This is a genomic window from Streptomyces zingiberis, assembly GCF_012034935.1.
GTDB classification, from domain to species: Bacteria; Actinomycetota; Actinomycetes; order Streptomycetales; family Streptomycetaceae; genus Streptomyces; species Streptomyces zingiberis.
The window spans coordinates 26075-44489 of sequence record NZ_JAATEN010000002.1 but is presented as its reverse complement, the minus strand read 5'-3'; the positions used below and the strand labels follow the sequence as shown (position 1 = coordinate 44489).

Annotated in this window: 16 protein-coding genes and 1 tRNA gene; 2 read left to right on the top strand and 15 right to left on the bottom strand. The window is 74.7% G+C overall.

The genetic code is table 11. The features are described from left to right. Positions 1-113 precede the first annotated feature (113 nt). From HCK00_RS02460 to HCK00_RS02435, 6 genes are all read right to left on the bottom strand, one after another. Positions 114-186, bottom strand: a tRNA-Ala gene (locus HCK00_RS02460). A gap of 155 nt (positions 187-341) precedes the next feature. After that, a complete protein-coding gene (locus tag HCK00_RS02455; RefSeq protein ID WP_168100370.1) occupies positions 342-995 on the bottom strand; it encodes a histidine phosphatase family protein in 654 nt (217 codons plus the stop codon). Beyond that, positions 992-1441, bottom strand: coding sequence for a ribosome silencing factor (gene rsfS / locus HCK00_RS02450; protein WP_168100061.1), 450 nt, complete (start codon positions 1439-1441; stop codon positions 992-994). The genes HCK00_RS02455 and rsfS overlap by 4 nt, the downstream gene beginning before the upstream one ends. A gap of 345 nt (positions 1442-1786) precedes the next feature. Beyond that, entirely contained in the window at positions 1787-3976 is a 2190-nt protein-coding gene (locus tag HCK00_RS28340) for a LytR C-terminal domain-containing protein (RefSeq protein ID WP_168100060.1), read from the bottom strand. A 31-nt stretch (positions 3977-4007) separates the two neighbouring features. Continuing rightward, on the bottom strand, positions 4008-4631 hold the full coding sequence (gene nadD / locus HCK00_RS02440) for a nicotinate-nucleotide adenylyltransferase (protein ID WP_168100059.1): 624 nt from the start codon (positions 4629-4631) through the stop codon (positions 4008-4010). Between the two features lie 43 nt (positions 4632-4674). Beyond that, the gene (locus HCK00_RS02435) at positions 4675-4839 is read right to left on the bottom strand and encodes a hypothetical protein (RefSeq protein ID WP_168100058.1); all 165 of its coding nucleotides are present in this window, start codon (positions 4837-4839) and stop codon (positions 4675-4677) included. Between the two features lie 184 nt (positions 4840-5023). Between HCK00_RS02435 and HCK00_RS02430 the strand changes: the two genes are divergently transcribed. Further along, complete coding sequence (locus HCK00_RS02430) at positions 5024-6091, top strand: M48 family metallopeptidase (RefSeq protein WP_168100057.1); 1068 nt, start codon at positions 5024-5026, stop codon at positions 6089-6091. Positions 6092-6229: 138 nt separating this feature from the next. On the opposite strand, the gene HCK00_RS02425 is transcribed toward HCK00_RS02430, so the two are convergent. From HCK00_RS02425 to proB, 5 genes are all read right to left on the bottom strand, one after another. Further along, positions 6230-7366, bottom strand: coding sequence for an SCO2583 family membrane protein (locus HCK00_RS02425; RefSeq protein WP_168100056.1), 1137 nt, complete (start codon positions 7364-7366; stop codon positions 6230-6232). 133 nt (positions 7367-7499) lie between these two features. Beyond that, complete coding sequence (locus HCK00_RS02420) at positions 7500-8129, bottom strand: SCO2584 family spore wall biosynthesis protein (protein ID WP_168100055.1); 630 nt, start codon at positions 8127-8129, stop codon at positions 7500-7502. A gap of 178 nt (positions 8130-8307) precedes the next feature. Next, complete coding sequence (locus HCK00_RS02415) at positions 8308-9630, bottom strand: glutamate-5-semialdehyde dehydrogenase (protein WP_240965178.1); 1323 nt, start codon at positions 9628-9630, stop codon at positions 8308-8310. Positions 9631-9862: 232 nt separating this feature from the next. Then, a complete protein-coding gene (locus HCK00_RS02410) occupies positions 9863-10399 on the bottom strand; it encodes a DUF8830 family protein (protein WP_168100054.1) in 537 nt (178 codons plus the stop codon). A gap of 256 nt (positions 10400-10655) precedes the next feature. Then, positions 10656-11852 carry a glutamate 5-kinase gene (proB, locus tag HCK00_RS02405; RefSeq protein WP_311765109.1) on the bottom strand — a complete coding sequence of 399 codons (1197 nt, stop codon included), beginning with the start codon at positions 11850-11852 and terminating at the stop codon, positions 10656-10658. Positions 11853-12527: 675 nt separating this feature from the next. Here proB and HCK00_RS02400 point away from each other — a divergent pair. Continuing rightward, positions 12528-14675 carry a CDP-glycerol glycerophosphotransferase family protein gene (locus HCK00_RS02400; RefSeq protein ID WP_311765108.1) on the top strand — a complete coding sequence of 716 codons (2148 nt, stop codon included), beginning with the start codon at positions 12528-12530 and terminating at the stop codon, positions 14673-14675. A gap of 275 nt (positions 14676-14950) precedes the next feature. On the opposite strand, the gene galE is transcribed toward HCK00_RS02400, so the two are convergent. The 4 genes from galE to rplU form a co-directional block, all read right to left on the bottom strand. Then, positions 14951-15937 (bottom strand): UDP-glucose 4-epimerase GalE, encoded by a 987-nt coding sequence (gene galE, locus HCK00_RS02395; RefSeq protein WP_168100053.1) that lies wholly within the window; start codon positions 15935-15937, stop codon positions 14951-14953. A gap of 99 nt (positions 15938-16036) precedes the next feature. Next, complete coding sequence (obgE, locus tag HCK00_RS02390; protein WP_168100052.1) at positions 16037-17476, bottom strand: GTPase ObgE; 1440 nt, start codon at positions 17474-17476, stop codon at positions 16037-16039. 257 nt (positions 17477-17733) lie between these two features. Next, a complete protein-coding gene (gene rpmA / locus HCK00_RS02385; protein ID WP_168100051.1) occupies positions 17734-17991 on the bottom strand; it encodes a 50S ribosomal protein L27 in 258 nt (85 codons plus the stop codon). 14 nt (positions 17992-18005) lie between these two features. Next, entirely contained in the window at positions 18006-18326 is a 321-nt protein-coding gene (gene rplU, locus HCK00_RS02380) for a 50S ribosomal protein L21 (protein WP_168100050.1), read from the bottom strand. Between the last annotated feature and the right edge of the window lie 89 nt (positions 18327-18415).

Genomic DNA, 18415 nt, shown 5'->3' with positions numbered 1-18415 from the left:
GGGACCGGCCGGGCGGTGCCGCCGCACGCCGTCCGGTCCCTCCCGGAGGGCCGCACCGCGGCGCCCCGCAACGCGATGATCCCGCCTCCCTGAGGGAGACGGGATCGAAGGTGTGGAGCTAAGGAGAATTGAACTCCTGACCTCCTGCATGCCATGCAGGCGCTCTACCAACTGAGCTATAGCCCCGCGCCACCTGCGCTCCGTCCGGTTCTCACCGGTGCGCCGTGAACGAGCAGTAGCTTAACCGGTGACCGGCCCGAATGAGAAATCCGTTCCGGGCCCCGGGCGGCGGCCGCGTCCGTCCCACGCCGTCGTCGCGCGGCCCGTCCGCGGACCGGCCCTCAGGTGTCGTCGCCGAGCACGGGCTGGGGAAGGGTCCCGGCGTTGTGCTCACTCAGCCGCCAGCCGCGCACGCCCTCGCTCAGCACCGACCAGCAGCAGTTGGAGAGCCCGCCGAGCGCCTCCCAGTGCTGCGCCTCCAGGCCCAGCAGCCGGCCGATGGTGGTGCGGATCGTGCCGCCGTGGCTCACCACGACCAGCGTGCCGCCGTCCGGCAGCTTGTCGGCGTGGCTCATGACCACCGGCGCCGCGCGGTCGGCCACCTCGGTCTCCAGTTCCCCACCGCCGCGCCGCACCGCCTCGCCCCGCTTCCAGCGGGCGTACTGCTCACCGTGGCGCTCGACGATCTCCTCGTGCGTCAGCCCCTGCCAGCTACCGGCGTAGGTCTCCCGCAGGGCCGGATCGTGGGTGACGTCCAGGCCCGACAGGGTGGCCAGCTCGGCGGCCGTGTGGGCGGCCCGCCGCAGGTCGGAGGCGATGATGGTGTGCGGCTCCAGGGCCGCGAGCAGCCGCGCGGCGCGCCGTGCCTGGGCGACGCCCTCCTCGGTCAGGTCGATGTCGGTCGTGCCCTGGAAGCGGCGCTCCACGTTCCACGCGGTCTGGCCGTGCCGCCACAGGACGATGCGCCGCCTGCGGCCTCCTTCGATCCGGTTCAGTTCAGCTCACCGTCCCGGCCCGGCCCGTCCTCGCCGGCCTCCGCGGTGCGCGCGTGCTCGTCGGCGCGGCCGCGGGTGGCGACGGCGTCGGCGGGCAGCTCGAGCTCCGGACAGTCCTTCCAGAGCCGTTCCAGCGCGTAGAAGACGCGTTCCTCACTGTGCTGGACGTGCACCACGACGTCCACGTAGTCGAGCAGCACCCAGCGGGCCTCCCGGTCGCCCTCGCGGCGCACCGGCTTGGCGCCGAACTCCTTGTTCAGCCGCTCCTCGACCTCGTCGACGATCGCCTTCACCTGGCGGTCGTTGGGGGCGGAGGCGAGCAGGAAGGCGTCGGTGATCGACAGCACGTCGCTGACGTCGTAGGCGATGACGTCGTGCGCGAGTTTGTCGGCGGCGGCCTGGGCGGCGGTTTTGATCAGCTCGATGGAGCGGTCCGTGGCGGTCACAGGCAGGCTTTCGGATCGGGAGACAGGGGACCGGCCGTGGAGCAGGGGCGCCACGACCGGTATCCAGGATCGCACGCCCGGCGGGGCACGCCGTACGGCTCCGTCCGGCGGGACGGCCCGCGCTCCCGGCGGGGCCGGACGCGCCGGCCGGGCGGCCTCCCACGCGGCGGTGGCCCGGGGCCCGGGCGCCGGCCGGCTGACCACCCCACCGCACCGGCCCCGGCGGGCGCCCGCCCATGGCATGCGTCACACCGTGTGGCCCGGCGTGCCCGGCGCCGGGCACGCCGGGCCACACGGCGCGGGGGACGCCGTCACCACCCGCGCCGAGCCGCCCGGACCGGCCGGCTACCCGCCGGTGGGCCGCTCGAAGTCGCTGCCGAGGACCACGGTCACATCGGCGTTCGCCGCCCCCTGCCCGCGGCTGACCGCGCTCTCGGGCAGCCCCAGTGTGACCGCGATCTCCTTGGCCTCCGCCTCCTGCCCGGGGTCGGAGTAGGTCACCTCGGAGCGCGGCCGCACCGCCCCCGCGCTCCCGTCGCCGGCCCCGGCCCCGGCCCCGGCCCCGATCACGGTGTACCCGCCGTTGACCAGGACGACCCGGGCCGCCTCCGCCGCTCCGGCGTCCCCGCCGGCGCTCCGCACACTGACCCTCGGCGTGGAGTCGGGGTCGGCGTTGGTGACGTCACCGCCGAGGATCTTCTTGACGACCGTCTCGGCGGTCTCCGGACTCAGCGTCCCGTCCCGCTCGACGGGCAGCAGCTCGGTGGAGTACTCCCCGCCGTCCCCGCTCTTGGCCCGCTCGCCGAGCTGGGCCAGGGAGGCCCCGAGCTGTTCCTCGGTGAGCGACGGGTCGGGGACCTGGTTGAGGGAACGGACGGTGGTCGTCGCCATCTTGGCGTCCCCGGGCATCTTCCGCAGCACGGCGCGCAGGACCTCGCCGAAGCGGCGGAGCTGGTCGGCCTGGTCCTCGCCGGTGCGGAGCAGAGTGGCGTAGGCCACGGCCGCCTGGCCGCCGAGTTGCTGGCCGGCGCCCTGTTCCACCAGCGGGTCGTCGCCCTTCTTCTCCCCGGGCACGGCCGCGTCGGTGTCGAGCGTGATGCCGCCCACCAGTTCGACGAGGTTCTCCAGATACGGGGTGTCGAGCCGCCAGCTGTGCTCGATCTCGGAGCCGAGGAGCGTGTTCAGGGCGTCACGGGTGGGTCCGTTGCCGCCCTCCTCCACCGCCTTGCCCAGCGTGGTGGAGCCGCCGCCCTCGGCGGTGACCGCGAGGGCGTTGGGGAGCAGCAGCGTCGTGCCCCGGCCGGTGGTCTCGTTGTCGACGAGGAGGGCGGTGGAGCTGCCGCCGCCCTTCGTGTTCCGCAGATGGACGATGATCACGTCGCGCTGTTGGGGGCCGCCCGCGGCCCGGGTGGTGCCGCCGTCGCCGGAGAGGCCCGGCAGGCCGCCCGTGTGCCAGAGGTAGCCGGTGCCGCCGAGCAGGGCGAGTACGAGGAGCGCGACCAGCGCCACGACCCGGTTGCGGTTCTTCCGCTTGCGCTTGTCCCGGCGTTCGGTGCGGGTCTCGGCGAACTTCAGCCAGTCGATGACGTCCTCGGCGTCCTCGTCCGGCTCCTCGATGAAGGCGAACTGCTCGGTGCGGTAGTCCTCTGCGTCCCCGGTGGCCCCGGTGGCCCCGTTGGCTTCGGGATCACCCGCGCCGCCGGTACGGTCCGGGCCGCCGCTCCCGCCGTCACCCCGCTCCCCGGCCCCTTCGGCCGGGCCCCCGCCCCGCCGGCCCCGGCGTCCGCGCCCGGAGGCGCCTGACGGCTCCGGACCGGGTCCCGCGGCGCCGGCCCGCTCCTCCTGCCGCGGCAGCCGGGACGAGTCGCCGGACCGCGGTCCGGGTGCGGGCGATGGGTCCTGCGGGACGTACCGGTCCTGCCGGTCCTGCCGGTCCTGCCGGTCCTGCTGCCCGGTGTCCGCGGGGTTCGCGTGGCCGACGGCACCGGTGGGGCCGGCGGGGGCGTGACCGGAGGGGACGGCGGAATCCGGGGAGGCGTAGTCGGCCGGGTCGTAACCGGGGCCGGGGTACCCGGGGGTGGCGTGTCCCGCGCCGGCGTAACCGGGGCCCGCGGGGCCGGGGGCGCCGTAACCGTAGGCGCCGTAGCCCTCGTGCCCGCCATGGCCCGCGCCGGCGCCATACGCTTCGTTCCCGCCGGCGTAACCGCCGTAGCCCTCCTGGCCGGTGGGCTCCTGCGGGTACTGCGGCTGCGGGTACCCGTACTGCTGGTACTGCTGGTACTGCTGTTGGTGCTGCTGAGACTGCTGGTGCTGCTGCTGGGGCTGCTGGGGCTGGTAGGAGGGGTCGTAACCACGCTGCGGGTCAGGGCCGCCGCCGTACGGGCCGTAGGGCCCGTTCCCGCCGCCGGGGGCATCCGGCCCGGTGGCGGGGCCGCCATCCGCGGGAGGGGCGGTTCGGCGCCCGGTGTACGGGTCGTAGTAGGGGTCCCCGCCGTCCTCGGGCCGTCCGTACCGACCGGAGTGTGCGTCGTTCACCCGTGCCCCTTCCCGTGCTCGGCCGGACCGCTCAACCGGCGTCCCGGTACAGGCCGCGCTTGTCGATGTAGCGCACCACCCCGTCCGGCACCAGATACCAGACGGGTTCGGCGGCCGCCACCCGCGCCCGGCAGTCCGTCGACGAGATGGCGAGCGCCGGGACCTCGATCAGCGAGACCCCGCCGTCGGGCAGCCCGGGGTCGGAGAGCACGTGCCCCGGCCGGGTGACGCCGATGAAGTGCGCCAGCGAGAACAGCTCGGGCGCGTCACGCCAGCCGAGGATCTGCGAGAGGGCGTCGGCCCCCGTGATGAAGAACAGGTCCGCGTCGGGGTTGAGTTCCCGCAGCTCCCGCAGCGTGTCGATGGTGTAGGTCTTGCCGGCCCGGTCGATGTCGATCCGGCTCACCGAGAACTGCGGGTTGGAGGCGGTCGCGATCACCGTCATGAGATAGCGGTCCTCGGCCGGGGAGACCCGCTGGTGGCTCTTCTGCCACGGCTGCCCGGTCGGCACGAACACCACCTCGTCCAAGTGGTACTTGGCGGCGACCTCGCTGGCCGCGACCAGGTGGCCGTGGTGCACCGGATCGAACGTCCCGCCCATCACGCCGAGCCGGCGCTTGGCCGGACCGGTCACAGGCATGTCCTGCTCTCCCATGCGTGCAGAGCCTACTTGCCGGTCCGGTGCGGCGCCCCCGTCCTCAGCGGTCGCGGTTGAGGCGCGTGGTGATCCACAGCAGCAGGAGCAGCCCGACGAGGGCGCCACCGCCGGTGAGGTAGGGGCTGAGGCTCTCGTGGTTGCCGCCGTGCTCGCCGCCCTCGGAGGCGAGCAGGACCAGGGCGTGGGCGGAGCTGGGGAGAGTCATCGCGCGGACCATCCAGGGTTCGTCGGGCAGGGACGCTTGGGGACATCGTAAGCGGGGCCCCTGTGCAACCCGACGGCGACTCCTGGCGTCCTAGGGAGCCGACCGGCACGCCCCGGATGTCGGCCCGCCCGTCTAGGGTGGCGGCACCGGGCGAGGCCATTTCCCGGCCGACAGAGGGGGCCAGATGACCGATCCGAGCCAGGAGCGGGTGCCGGAGCGCAGCCGCAGGCGATTCCCGGGGATCTCTTCCCGCGCGTACGAGCACCCCGCCGACCGCTCCGCGCTGGTCGCGCTCCGCAAACTGAGCGGGTTCGACACCGTGTTCAAGGCGCTCAGCGGGCTGCTGCCGGAGCGGTCGCTGCGCCTGCTGTTCCTGTCGGACTCGGTGCGCGTCGGTGAGCTGCAGTTCCCGCATCTGCACACCATGCTGCTCGACGCCTGCCGCATCCTGGACCTGGAGAAGGTCCCCGCGATGTACGTGACGCAGAATCCGCAGCCCAACGCCATGTGCATCGGCCTCGACGAGCCGATCATCGTGGTCAGCACGGGTCTGGTGGAGCTGCTGGACGAGGAGGAGATGCGCGCGGTCGTGGGGCACGAGGTGGGCCACGCCCTCTCCGGCCACTCGGTCTACCGCACGATCCTGCTCTTCCTCACGGGTCTGGCCGTGAAGGTCGCCTGGATACCGCTGGGCAATGTGGCGATCATGGCCATCGTCACGGCGCTGCGCGAGTGGTTCCGCAAGTCGGAGCTGTCGGCGGACCGGGCGGGCCTGCTGGTGGGACAGGACCTCCAGGCGTCGATGCGCGGCCTGATGAAGATCGCCGGTGGCGACCATCTGCACCAGATGAACGTCGACGCCTTCCTGGCCCAGGCCGAGGAGTACGAGAAGGGCGGCGATCTGCGCGACTCCGTGCTGAAGATCCTCAACGTGCTGCCGCGCAGTCACCCCTTCACGACGGTCCGTGCCGCCGAGCTGAACAAGTGGGCGGCGAGCCGTGACTACCAGCGGCTCATGGACGGCCACTACCCGCGCCGTGACGAGGACGCGGACACCTCGGTGAGCGATTCGTTCCGCGAGTCCGCCGGTCACTACGCCGACACGGTCCGCAGCAGCAAGGACCCGCTGATGGGCCTGGTACGGGACATAGCCGGCGGCGCCGGGGATCTGGGCGGCAAGCTGCGGGACCGGTTCACCGGCGCCGCGAACGGCCGTGGCCAGGACGGCGCCCCCGGGCCGAAGGGCGAGTAACGGGGGTGCCCCGGCCCCGGTCTCCCCGGCCCCGGTCTCCCCGGACCCGGCCGGTGGTCCGGCGGCAGACGGCCGCGAGCACCCGCGAGCGGCGCGGGCAGGCGGCCGGGGAGCGCGGGGCATCGGGAGCGCGAGGAGTCAGCGGGAGCGCCCGGGCAGGTCCGGCTGGGCGGCACCGGCCAGCACACCGCAGCCCCCGGAGGCGGGGCGGCCGTCCGCGGTGTACGGATCGGTCGCGGCCGGACCGGCCCGGGCGGCCCGCTCCCCGGCGAGCAGCGGCCGGAGGTACTCGGCCGTCTCCGCGGAACAGCTCATCGGCCCGGCCCGCAGCCGGCTCTGCACCACCTCGAGCTGGTGGTCGCGGAGGTCGCCGCGGTCGAAGCGGAAGCGGGTCTCGCGGCGCACGGTGAACAGCGAGGCGCGGTCCGCGTCGCGGCCCTCCCGCGCCTTCTTCCCGCCCCCCTCGCGCCGCTCCCCGTCCGCGGAACGGGCCGGTTTCACGGCGTAGACGAAGGTGTGGTCGCCGGTGACCTCCAGCTGGTCCGGTCCCGCCTCCGTGACGGTGAGACTGCCCCGGACCCGCACACCGGTGTCGGCGAGCGTCACCTCACCGGGGTGGAAGCGGAGCAGCCAGCCGGTCGCGGCGTGCCGGCCGTCGTCGTCCGGCTCATCCATGCTGCGGTCGAACTGCGCGTGCTGCCCCGGGTCCACCAGCACCCGCACCGGCCGCACGGTCGAGCCGGTGAGCACCTCCGGGTCGAGGGAGGAGCGCACGAGGTACTCCTTGGCCGCGTCGAGGGCCGAGAGCACCTGCGTGTCGGTGAAGTTGCCGGTGCGCCGCGCGGCGGGCATCGCCACGCCGTCCGCGCCGGTCCGGAAACGCGCCGCGGGGCTGTGCGCGAAGAGTTCGCCCGGCTCACCGCCGGGCACGCCGTCCCGTGGCGCCAGCGGCAGCACGGCGCTGCGCAGCGGCTCCGGCTCGCGTTCCGCCACGGCCTGGTAGGGGCTGCGGATCCCCAGGTACACGGCCGTGCTGAAGGCCATCGTGATCAGCAGGACCAGCAGCAGGACCTGACGGTGGCCGCGGGTCCGGCTCCACGGACCGCGGTCACGCACCGCGGGGGCGCGGTCACCGAGACGCTCGCGGGCCGAGGACTCCTGAAGCCGGGCAGCGCGTATGAACGACTCGTCGAAGACGACGGATCGGTAGTCGTCGTCGCCACCGCCCGGGACGCCCTTGGGTGTCCCCTCAGGTGGGTCTCCAGGTCCGGCCATACCAACAGAGTGGGCCGGAAGGGCACCAGGTAAACGCGGGTTCCGGCGCCAATCGGGGAGTGCGGCGGCAGCCCGGGGGAACGGCTCGCGGGGCCTCCCGCCGTCCCGGGACCGGGCCCGCGCGGGACCGGCCCTACCGCCCGGCGGCCGAGGCGGTGGGCGCCGGGGACTCCGCCGGGACCCGCGGCAGGACGTCCCCCGCGCCGTCGGGGCCCCGGAGCCCGCCGACCCGGTCGCCGTCCACCCCCGTGGTGGCCGGCGGCGGCGCGGGATCCTGCCCGGCCCCGCTCCCGCCGCGGTAGACGGCCACGAAGGCGAGGGCCACCATGCCGACGCCCATCACCACGGCGAGCACCCAGGCCACCGACCGGTGCCAGCGGGTCCGGCTGCGGTACGGGCGCAGGGCGCCGCCGTAGGGCCCGTAGGGGTCGTGCGGATCGTGGCTGCCGGGGCCCTGCGGCTCGTCGGGACCGGAGTGGTACCAGCCGTCCGCCGTCTCGCGCTCCGGGCGGCCGACGCCGTAGAGCTCGTACAGCTCCTCGTCGGTCGTCGGGATGCCGGGCCGGCGGGCCGCCTCGGCCTCGGCCGCCCGCGCCTTCGCGGCGGCCAGCATCCGCTCGACGGCGCTGGGTTCGCGCACCGGGGCGGACCGGACGAAGTCCTCGTCGAAGACCACGGAGGCGAACGCGTCGTCCGCCGCTCCGTGGTGGCTGTCGGGCTCGTCGCCGTCCGGGAACGGCTTGCCCCCCGCATCCTCCGGCACCCGTCCAGCGTAGCCGCGGACCGCCGGGTTGGGCAGGGCGGGAAACGGAAAATCGGCCCGGCCCGCCGGAGGGCGCCCGGGGCCCGCGCTCGCCGGCGGTGCGACGGCGCGCTGGGACAGCCCGGCGCGAGGGCCGGCCGGGGCGGCGCCCCGTCGCGGCGCGGCCGGCGCGCGAGGGTCAGCGCGAGGGCCGGGGCCCACCCCGCACATGTCCGTCGCCGGTGACCACGTACTTGGTGGAGGTCAGCTCCGGCAGGCCCATCGGGCCCCGGGCGTGCAGCTTCTGGGTGGAGATCCCGATCTCCGCGCCGAAGCCGAACTGGCCGCCGTCGGTGAACCGGGTCGACGCGTTCACGGCCACGGTCGTGGAGTCCACCAACTGGGTGAACCGGCGGGCGGCGGCCTGCGAGGTGGTCACGATCGCCTCGGTGTGGCCGGAGGACCACAGCCGGATGTGGGCGACGGCCGCGTCGAGGGAGTCCACCACGGCGGCGGCGATGTCATGGGAGAGGTACTCCGTCTCCCAGTCCTCGGCGGTGGCCTCGACCACCGTCGCGCCGCTGTCGACGCGCTCGGCGAGCTCCCGCACCCGCTCGTCGCCGTGGACCGTCACCCCGGCCTCGGCCAGCGCCCGCAGCGCCAGGGGCAGGAACGCCTCGGCGACGTCCTGGTGCACCAGGAGGGTCTCCGCGGCGTTACAGACGCTGGGCCGCTGCGCCTTGGAGTTGATCAGGATCTCCACGGCCATGGCCAGGTCCGTCTCGGCGTCGACGTAGACGTGGCAGTTGCCGGTGCCGGTCTCGATGACGGGCACGGTGGCCTCCTCGACGACCGTCCGGATCAGCGAGGCGCCCCCGCGCGGGATGAGCACGTCGACCATGCCCCGGGCCCGCATCAGCTCCCGCACCGGCTCCCGGCCCTCCCCCGGCACGAGCTGGACGGAGTCGGCCGGCAGCCCGGCACCGCCGACGGCGTCGCGCAGGACCGTCACCAGCGCCAGGTTCGAGGCGCTCGCGGAGGAGGAGCCGCGGAGCAGCACCGCGTTGCCGGCCTTCAGGCAGAGCGCGGCGGCGTCCACGGTGACGTTCGGCCGCGCCTCGTAGATGATCCCGACGACGCCGAGCGGCACCCGCACCTGACGCAGGTCGATGCCGTTGGGAAGGGTCGAGCCGCGGACGATCTCACCGACCGGGTCGGGCAGGGCCGCCACGTCACGGACGTCACCGGCGATGGCGCGGATGCGCTCGGGGGTGAGGGTCAGCCGGTCGATGACGGTCGCACCGGTACCGGCCTCCCGGGCCCGCGCGACATCTTCGGCGTTGGCCTCGACGATCTCCGCGGTGCGCACCTCCAGGGCGTCGGCGATCGCGAGCAGCACGTCGTCCTTGACCGAACGCGGCAGCGGGGCGATCTCGGCGGCCGCGGCGCGGGCGCGGTAGGCGGCGCGGATGACCGGGGACTGCGGCATGGGGTCGGCCAGGGGCGAGGGGAAGACGCTCATGGGCCCAGGGTACTGAGCCGTACCCCGCGGTCACGGGATGTTCCGCAGCGCGAGACGGCCACCGTGGCGCGCCGGCGGCCGGGGCGGCGGGCGACGGGGCCGGGCGGAGACGCGGCGGGACCGGGCGGAGACGGGGCACAGACGGGACCGGGGCGGGGCCGGGGCGGCCGCACGGCATCCGGTGGACGGCCGCCGGGCAGGCGGGGAGCCTCCGGCCCGGGCGGCTCCATCGCTAGAAGGGGTGTACGCCGATGGGGGAGACGGGCGGCCGGCCGTACCCCTCGGTGACCCGCTGGTGATAGGTGTCGCGGTCGACGACCTCCAGACCGACGATCTCCCACGGCGGCAGACCGGCCGTGGCGCGGTGCTCACCCCACAGCCGGAGGGCGACGGCCGCCGCGTCGTGCAGGTCCCGGGCCTCCTCCCAGTAGCGGATCTCGGCGTGGTCGGCGGCATAGCGGCCGGTCAGCAGGAAGGGGTGGTCGTGGGCGAGCCGCTCCAGCCCGCGCCGGACGTCGGCGGGCGGGGTCCGCTCCCCCGCGAGGCTGAGGGTGACATGCCAGAGACGGGAGGGTTCGCGCCGCTCCGGCTCCGCGCCGGGCGCGCTCCCGGGCTCCGCCCCCGGCGCGGCGGGCACCGTGAGCGCCGTGACGGGAGCCGCGGCCGGGACGGTGGAGCGGGCGGGCCCGGTCCCGTTGCGGCGGACGGCGTCCGGTCTTCCCCGCTCCTCCGCGGCCCGGGGCCGCGCCCCTGGGCGCCCTCGTCTCACCGGCGGCCTCCTCCGCTCCCCGGCGCTCCGCGCCCCAGCGGGCGGAGCCGGTACCGGCGGACCGGCTCCGTCCGCGGAGCGCGGTCCCGGTACGCCGTTCCCGGCGTCCCGTACTCAAGAGTTGACCAGCCCGTGAGGGAGCCGCGCGGGGTTTTCCGGAAGGTCTCCGCGGAAGGGCCCCGTCCCGGACGGGCGGCGCCGGTGCCCGCGGTGCGCCGGAGGCGCCCCCGGCCGGTCCCCGGGCGGGCCGGTCACGTCACCGCGGCCCGGGAGCCGTCCGCCCTCCCGGGGCGCCCAGCAGGACGAGGTCGTCGCGGTGCACGACCTCCCGCTCGTAGGCGGGCCCCAGCTCGCGGGCGAGGTCCCGGGTGGAGCGGCCGATCAGCCGGGGGATCTCACGGGCGTCGAAGCTGACCAGGCCGCGGGCCACCGGCGTCCCGGCGGTGTCCCGCAGTTCGACCGGGTCCCCGGCCCCGAACTCGCCCTCGACGGCCGCGATGCCGGCGGGCAGCAGCGAGCTGTGCCGCTCGGTGACGGCCCGCACCGCGCCGTCGTCCAGGATCAGCGCGCCCAGCGGGGTGGAGGCGTGGGCCAGCCAGAGCAGGCGGCCCGCGGAGCGCCGTCCGGTGGGGTGGAAGTAGGTCCCGGCGGGGCGGCCGGCGAGGGCGTCGGCCGCCCGGCTGGCGGAGGTGAGCACGACGGGGATGCCCGCGGCGGTGGCGATCCGGGCGGCCTCGACCTTGGTGACCATGCCGCCCGTGCCGACCCCGGCCCGGCCGGCGCTGCCGATGGAGACCCCGGCCAGGTCCCCCTCACCGCGGACCTCGGCGATCCGCGAGGTACCCGGGGTGGCGGGGTCGCCGTCGTAGAGGGCGTCCACGTCGGAGAGGAGCACCAGCAGGTCGGCACGGACGAGATGGGCGACGAGCGCGGCGAGCCGGTCGTTGTCGCCGAAGCGGATCTCGTCGGTGGCGACCGTGTCGTTCTCGTTGACGACCGGGAGGGCGCCCATGGCCAGCAGCTTCTCCAGGGTGCGGTAGGCGTTGCGGTAGTGGGCCCGGCGGCTGGTGTCGTCGGAGGTGAGCAGCACCTGGCCCACCCGGATGCCGTACCGCGCGAAGGACGCGGTGTACCGGGCCACCAGCAGCCCTTGGCCGACGCTGGCGGCGGCCTGCTGGCGGGCCAGGTCCCGGGGACGGCCGCGCAGCCCGAGCGGGGCGAGCCCGGCGGCGATGGCCCCGGAGGAGACCAGCACGACCTCCTTCTCCCGCGCCTTCGCCGGCTGCCCGCCGGCCGCCGCGGCGAGGGTGTCCACCAGGGCGTCCACGCGGTCGGCGTCCAGACCGCCCGCCGCGGTCGTCAGCGACGAGGAGCCGATCTTCACCACGATCCGCCGGGCCGCCGTGACCTCCGCACGCCGCCCTTCCTCCACCGCTCCCGCTGCCCCTGACACCGCGCGTCCTCGCTCTCTCCTGCGCTCTTGCCGATCCGTCCGCCGCCCGCCGCCCGCCGTCCGGGCCCACGGTGCCGGGCCGGGACCGGACGGACCGGTACGCCCGGACGGCGGGCCGACGTCCCCGTGGAACGCGGAACGCCGGAGCCCGAATCCCGGAGCCCGGCTCCCGAATCTACGCCAGGCCGGCGCGCGGGCGCCCGGGCGTCCGGCCAGCGGGACGCCGGCGGGGGCACCTGCCTGGGGGAAGTGAACGGAAGCGCGGCACGGCGGGGCGCACGCTCCGGCGCGTGACGCACTGCGGAGGCCGGCGCGGGGGCGGCGCGAGGTGGACGCGGGGGCGGTCCCGGCACGCGGTCACGGCCGCCGAACCCCCGGCCTCCGCACGGACGTCGGGACCGCCGGAGGTGTCGGAAACCGCCGGGGAAGCTCCGGGAACGTCGGGAAACGGTCACACGGAGTCAGACGGTCGGCCACCCCGGTGACACCCCTCCCGTGAAATTGTCAGAGGGGCGGCGCACATCATACGGTCGGTGGTTGTTCTCCGTGGCCGCGTATCAGCCCGCGCCACGCACCGGCCCGCCGTGGCCACCCCCGTCCTCTCCGCACCCCTCCCTCCCGTTCCCCTCCCGTTCCCCTCCCATTCCCTTCCCTTTCCCGCCAGGAGCCCAGCTCGTGCCCTCTGCCGGACCAGTCCCCCGCCGCGCCGTGCAGCTCACGGCGCTCCTCGCGATGTTCGCGGCCTACACGTGCCAGCTCGCGGGAGCCCTGCTGCCCCAGGTGTCCCTCTTCGTCATCGCCTCGGCGGCGGGCCTCGCCCTCGACCTGTACCTCCAGATGAAGCAGCCAGGGCTGCTCTCGCTGCTGGGGAAGGTCCGCTTCGACGTCACCGTCCGGCAGCTGCTGCGGGACATGCTGATCGTGCTGGGGATGCTCCGGATGGAGGGCATCAACCCGATCGCGGAGCACTCACCGCTCACCATCGGGCTGCTCGCCTTCTACATGACGCACTTCGCGTGCCAGGCCGCGGCGGTGCTGGTACGCCGCCGCCGCACCCTGCCGATCGTCACCCGGAACATCGACACCAGCGGGCTGCGGCTCACCGCCGCGCCGCCGCGGATCCTCTCCCGCCGCCCCGGTCACCGGCTGCTGACCTTCTCGCTGCCGGTCACCGCGGGCCTGCTGGCCACGGTCGTGACGCGGGACGCCTTCTGGGGCGGCGTCGGGCTGGCGCTGGCGCTCGCCACCGCCGTCGCGGGCACCCTGTACCTGGCGAGCTGGCTGCTGCCGGCCAAGAGCCCGGCGAGCGAGACCGAGGCCCTGGAGTGGCTGCGCACCTGGCTCGAGGCGTACCGGCCCACCGTCGGCCTGTACTTCTCCGGCGGCACCACCTCCGCGTACCAGGCCAACATGTGGCTCTCGACGCTGCCGCAGCTCGACGGCAAGCCGGTGATCGTGCTCCGCGAGCGGTTCATGGTGCAGAAGATCGAGGCCACGGACGTGCCGGTGGTGTGCATCCCCAAGGTGGCGCACCTGATGCTGCTGGAGCACTCCACGATCAAGATGATGCTGCACCCGGCCAACTCCGGTAAGACCTCGCAGGTACTGCGCATCCCCTCGATCAAGCACGCGTTCATCAACCACGGCGAGAGCGACAAGCTCTCCAGCTGCAACCCGTACGCCAAGGCGTACGACGAGGTCTGGGTGGCCGGCCCGGCGGCGCGCGAGCGCTACCAGCTCGCCGACATCGGCGTGGAGGACAAGGACGTGGTGGAGGTCGGCCGGCCGCAGCTCGCACCGATCCGCCCGTACGCCGGCCCCCCCGCCGACAACGGCCCGACCACGGTGCTCTACGCCCCCACCTGGGAGGGGTGGACCACCGACCCCGGCAACACCTCGGTGATCCTGGCCGGCGAGAACATCGTGCGGCAGCTGCTCGCCGACCCGGGCGTGCGGCTGATCTACAAGCCGCACCCGATGACCGGCTCGGTCGATCCCCGCGCCGGCCGCGCCAACGAGCGCATCATGGCCATGATCACCGAGGCCAACACCCGGCGTGACGGGTCCCGCCCCGGTGCGGAGACCGCCGCCGAACTCCGCCGCCGCACCGTGGAGCTGGACCGGCTGACGAGCACGCACTTCCGCGCGGACGCCGACGAGGCCGAGCGCATGATGCTCCAGTCGGTGCCGGACACCGGGCGGGGCGAGGCCGTGGCGGCGGCGACCGCCGCCTGGGAGCGGGCGTACTGGGCCTCCGTGCCGGAGTGGGAGCACCAGATCATCACCGGTCCGCGCCCCGCCCTCTACACCTGCTTCAACCACGCCGATCTGCTGATCAGCGATGTGTCCAGCGTCGTCTCCGACTACCTGACCAGCGAGAAGCCCTACGCCGTGGCCAACACCAGCGGGCTCACCGAGAAGGAGTTCCGGGCGGGCTTCCCGACCGTGCGGGCGGCGACCGTGCTCTCCCGCGGCGCCAAGGAGATCCCGGCGCTGCTGGAGGCCGTGCGCCACCCGGAGAAGGACACCCTGGCGGCGGCCCGCGCCGAGCTGAAGACGCATCTGCTCGGCCCCGCCGAGCCGCCGTCGCTGGCCCGGTTCAACGCCGCGGTGCTGGCGCTGTGCGCCGAGGCCGACGCCCGCCGGGACCGCATGGCGGCGCGGCCTCTGTCGGAGGTGCCCACCCAGCGTGAGGGTGCCGAGGAGACCGCCGCCGAGCTGGCCTCCGAGGAGATCGAGCTGGAGCCCGCCGGCCCCGGGGAGCCCTCGGACGCGGCCGAGCCGGCGGACACGCCGGACGGCACGGACCCGGTCAACGCCTGACCTGACGCGCCGGGCGCCACGCCGCCCGTCGGCCGGACGGCACCACAGAGGAGCGGGGCCCCGGGGAGTCTCCCCGGGGCCCCGCTCCGTCGTGCCACGGCTTCGCCCACGGCACCGCACGGCCGTGCGCCACGCGGGCGCCACGGCCCGTGGCCGGTGGACGGCGGCAGGCCGGCCCGGGGGCCGGCGACCGGCGACCAGGGCTCCCCGGCGGTGCCGATGAGCGCTGAACGACAGCGGGGTGGCCGAAGACCGGCCCCCGGCCGCCGTTCCGGTCAGCCCGTGGCCCCGGTCCGCTCCGGGTGCCGGGCCAGCCGGCCCTCCCACGCCGAGGCCACCATGGAGCGCACGTCGTGCCGGGCGGCCCAGCCGAGTTCCTCGGCGATCAGATCGGCCGAGGCGACCACCCGCGCCGGGTCGCCGGGCCGGCGCTCCACGACCTCGGGCTCCGCGGACAGCCCGGTCACCGAACCGATGACGCCGATCATCTCCGCCACCGAAACCCCCTCGCCGCGCCCGATGTTGAGCACCAGCCGGGCCCCGGGGTCGGCGATCAGCCGCTGGACGGCCGCCACATGCGCGGAGGCCACGTCCTCGACGTGGATGTAGTCCCGCACGCAGGTCCCGTCGGGCGTCGGGTAGTCGGCGCCGAAGACCGCGGGCGGGCGCCCCTCGGCCAGCCGTTCGAAGACCATGGGGACGAGGTTGGTGACGCCCGTGTCCGCGAGGTCCGGCGAGGCCGCACCGGCCACGTTGAAGTACCGCAGCGAGGCGGTGGCCATGGCGTGCGCCCGGCCGGCCGCGGCCACCATCCACTCCCCCGCCAGCTTCGTCTCACCGTACGGATTGATCGGGGCGCAGGGTGTGGCCTCGGTGACGAGTTCGGTGTCCGGCATCCCGTACACGGCGGCCGAGGAGGAGAAGAGGAAACGGCCCACCCCGGCGCCGACGGCCGCCTGGAGGACGGTGCGCAGCCCTTCGACGTTCTCCCGGTAGTAGTACAGCGGCCGCTCGACGGACTCGCCGACCTGCTTCTTGGCCGCGATGTGCACGACACCCGTCACCGCGTGCTCGCGCATCACCCGGTCCAGCAGTGCGCCGTCGAGGACCGAGCCGCGCTCCAGCGGGACCCCGGCGGGCAGCCGCCCGGCCACCCCGCTGCTCAAGTCGTCCAGCACCACGGTGGATTCACCGCTGCCGGCCAGCGCCCGCACTACGTGGGAGCCGATGTATCCGGCGCCACCTGTGATCAACCACGTCATACCGCCACCTTATGCCGTGCCCCGGCACGTCCCGGGCACACGCGGGCGGCCCGCCCCGCGCCACCACCCGGGAGCGCCGGTGCCGGGCGGGCCGCCCGGTCAGGCGAAGGGGTCGAAGCCGCGGTACTCCTGCTCGGCCTCGTCCCGCTGGGCCTCGCGCTCGCGGCGCCGGGTGACGGCGGGGCGGGGTGCCTCGAAGCGGTGGTCCTCACCTCGGCGGCCGAGCATCTCGGCCCCGGAGGCCAGGGTGGGCTCCCAGTCGAAGACGACCGCGTCCTCCTCGGGGCCGATCGCCACCCCGTCACCCGCGCGGGCACCTGCCTTGACCAGCGCGTCCTCCACGCCGAGGCGGGACAGCCGGTCCGCGAGATAGCCGACGGCCTCGTCGTTGCTGAAGTCCGTCTGCCGCACCCAGCGCTCCGGCTTGTCACCGCGCACCCGGTAGAGGTTCTCCCCCTCGCGGGTGACGGTGAAGCCCGCGTCGTCCACCGCCTGGGGGCGGATGACGATGCGGGTGGCCTCCTCCTGCGGCTTGGCGGCGCGCGCGTTCGCGACGAGCTCGGCCAGCGCGAAGGAGAGCTCCTTCAGACCCATGTGCGCCACGGCGGACACCTCGAAGACGCGGTACCCGCGGCCCTCCAGGTCCGGGCGGACCATCTCGGCGAGGTCCTTGCCGTCCGGGACGTCGATCTTGTTGAGGACGACGATGCGGGGCCGGTCGTCCAGGCCGCCGTAGCTGCGCAGCTCCTCCTCGATGACGTCGAGGTCCGAGAGCGGGTCGCGCTCGGCCTCCAGGGTGGCGGTGTCCAGCACGTGCACCAGCACCGAGCAGCGCTCGACGTGGCGCAGGAACTCCAGACCCAGGCCCCTGCCGTGGCTGGCGCCCGGGATCAGCCCGGGGACGTCGGCGACGGTGTAGACGGTCGAACCGGCCGTCACCACGCCGAGGTTGGGCACCAGGGTGGTGAACGGATAGTCGGCGATCTTCGGCTTGGCGGCGGAGAGCACCGAGATCAGCGAGGACTTCCCGGCGCTCGGGTAGCCGACCAGCGCCACGTCGGCGACGGTCTTGAGCTCCAGGACGATGTCCCCGGCGCGGCCCGGCTCGCCCAGCAGCGCGAACCCGGGGGCCTTGCGCCGGGCGGAGGCCAGCGCGGCGTTGCCGAGGCCGCCCCGGCCACCCTGCGCGGCGACGTAGGACGTGCCCGCGCCGACGAGGTCGGCGAGGACGGTGCCGTGCCGGTCGAGGACCACGGTGCCGTCGGGCACCGGCAGCACCAGGTCCTGGCCGTCCTTGCCGGAGCGGTTGCCGCCCTCCCCGGGCCGGCCGTTGGTGGCCTTGCGGTGCGGGCTGTGGTGGTACTCCAGGAGCGTGGTGACCGACGGTTCGACGGTGAGGATCACATCGCCGCCCCGGCCGCCGTTGCCGCCGTCGGGCCCACCGAGTGGCTTGAACTTCTCCCGGTGCACGGAGGCGCAGCCGTGGCCCCCGTTACCCGCGGCGACGTGCAGTTCGACGCGGTCCACGAAGGTGGTCATGGGAAGTGCCTCCTGTTGTGCGCACCGGCCGGCCCGCGGCCCGGTGACGGGGGTGTACTGCTGTGCTGCCCGGCGGTCGGCCGCCCCGAAGGGCGCGGGCGGCGCCGGACCGCGGACGCGGTGACGCCGGGCCGCCCGGGACGGAGCGGCGGCTCCGGCGTCAACACGCCGAGGGCGGACCGTCTTCCCGTCACGCCGCTGGAGCGTTGCGGGAAGGGCGGCCCGCCCTCGGTGCTGTTCCGTGCGTCCGGGGCCGGTTACTCGCCGGCGGGGACGATGTTGACGACCTTGCGGCCGCGGCTGGTGCCGAACTGCACCGCACCGGCGGCGAGGGCGAACAGCGTGTCGTCGCCGCCGCGGCCCACGCCGTTGCCCGGGTGGAAGTGGGTGCCGCGCTGGCGGACCAGGATCTCACCGGCGTTGACGACCTGACCGCCGAAGCGCTTCACGCCGAGCCGCTGGGCATTGGAGTCGCGCCCGTTCCGGGTGGACGACGCGCCCTTCTTGTGTGCCATGTCTTCTCAGTCCCTTACTTCGCAGCCGCGGGAATGTCGGTGATCTTCACCGAGGTGTACTGCTGACGGTGACCCTGACGCCGGCGGTAACCGGTCTTGTTCTTGTACCGCAGGATGTCGATCTTGGCGCCCTTGTGGTGGTCCACGATCTCGGCCTGGACCTTGATGCCCCCGAGTACCCACGGGTCGCTGGTGACGGCCTCGCCGTCGACCACGAGCAGGGTCGAGAGCTCGACCGTGTCGCCGACCTTGCCGGTGGAAATCTTGTCAACCTCAACGATGTCGCCGACCGCAACCTTGTGCTGCCGGCCACCGCTGCGCACGATGGCGTACACGCGGATCTCTCTTCCTGCTCGCAGACGGGACCCCTGATGCCAGCCGCTCACGCGACGGCGCGGACCCGGCTGGATCCGCACCGCGACTT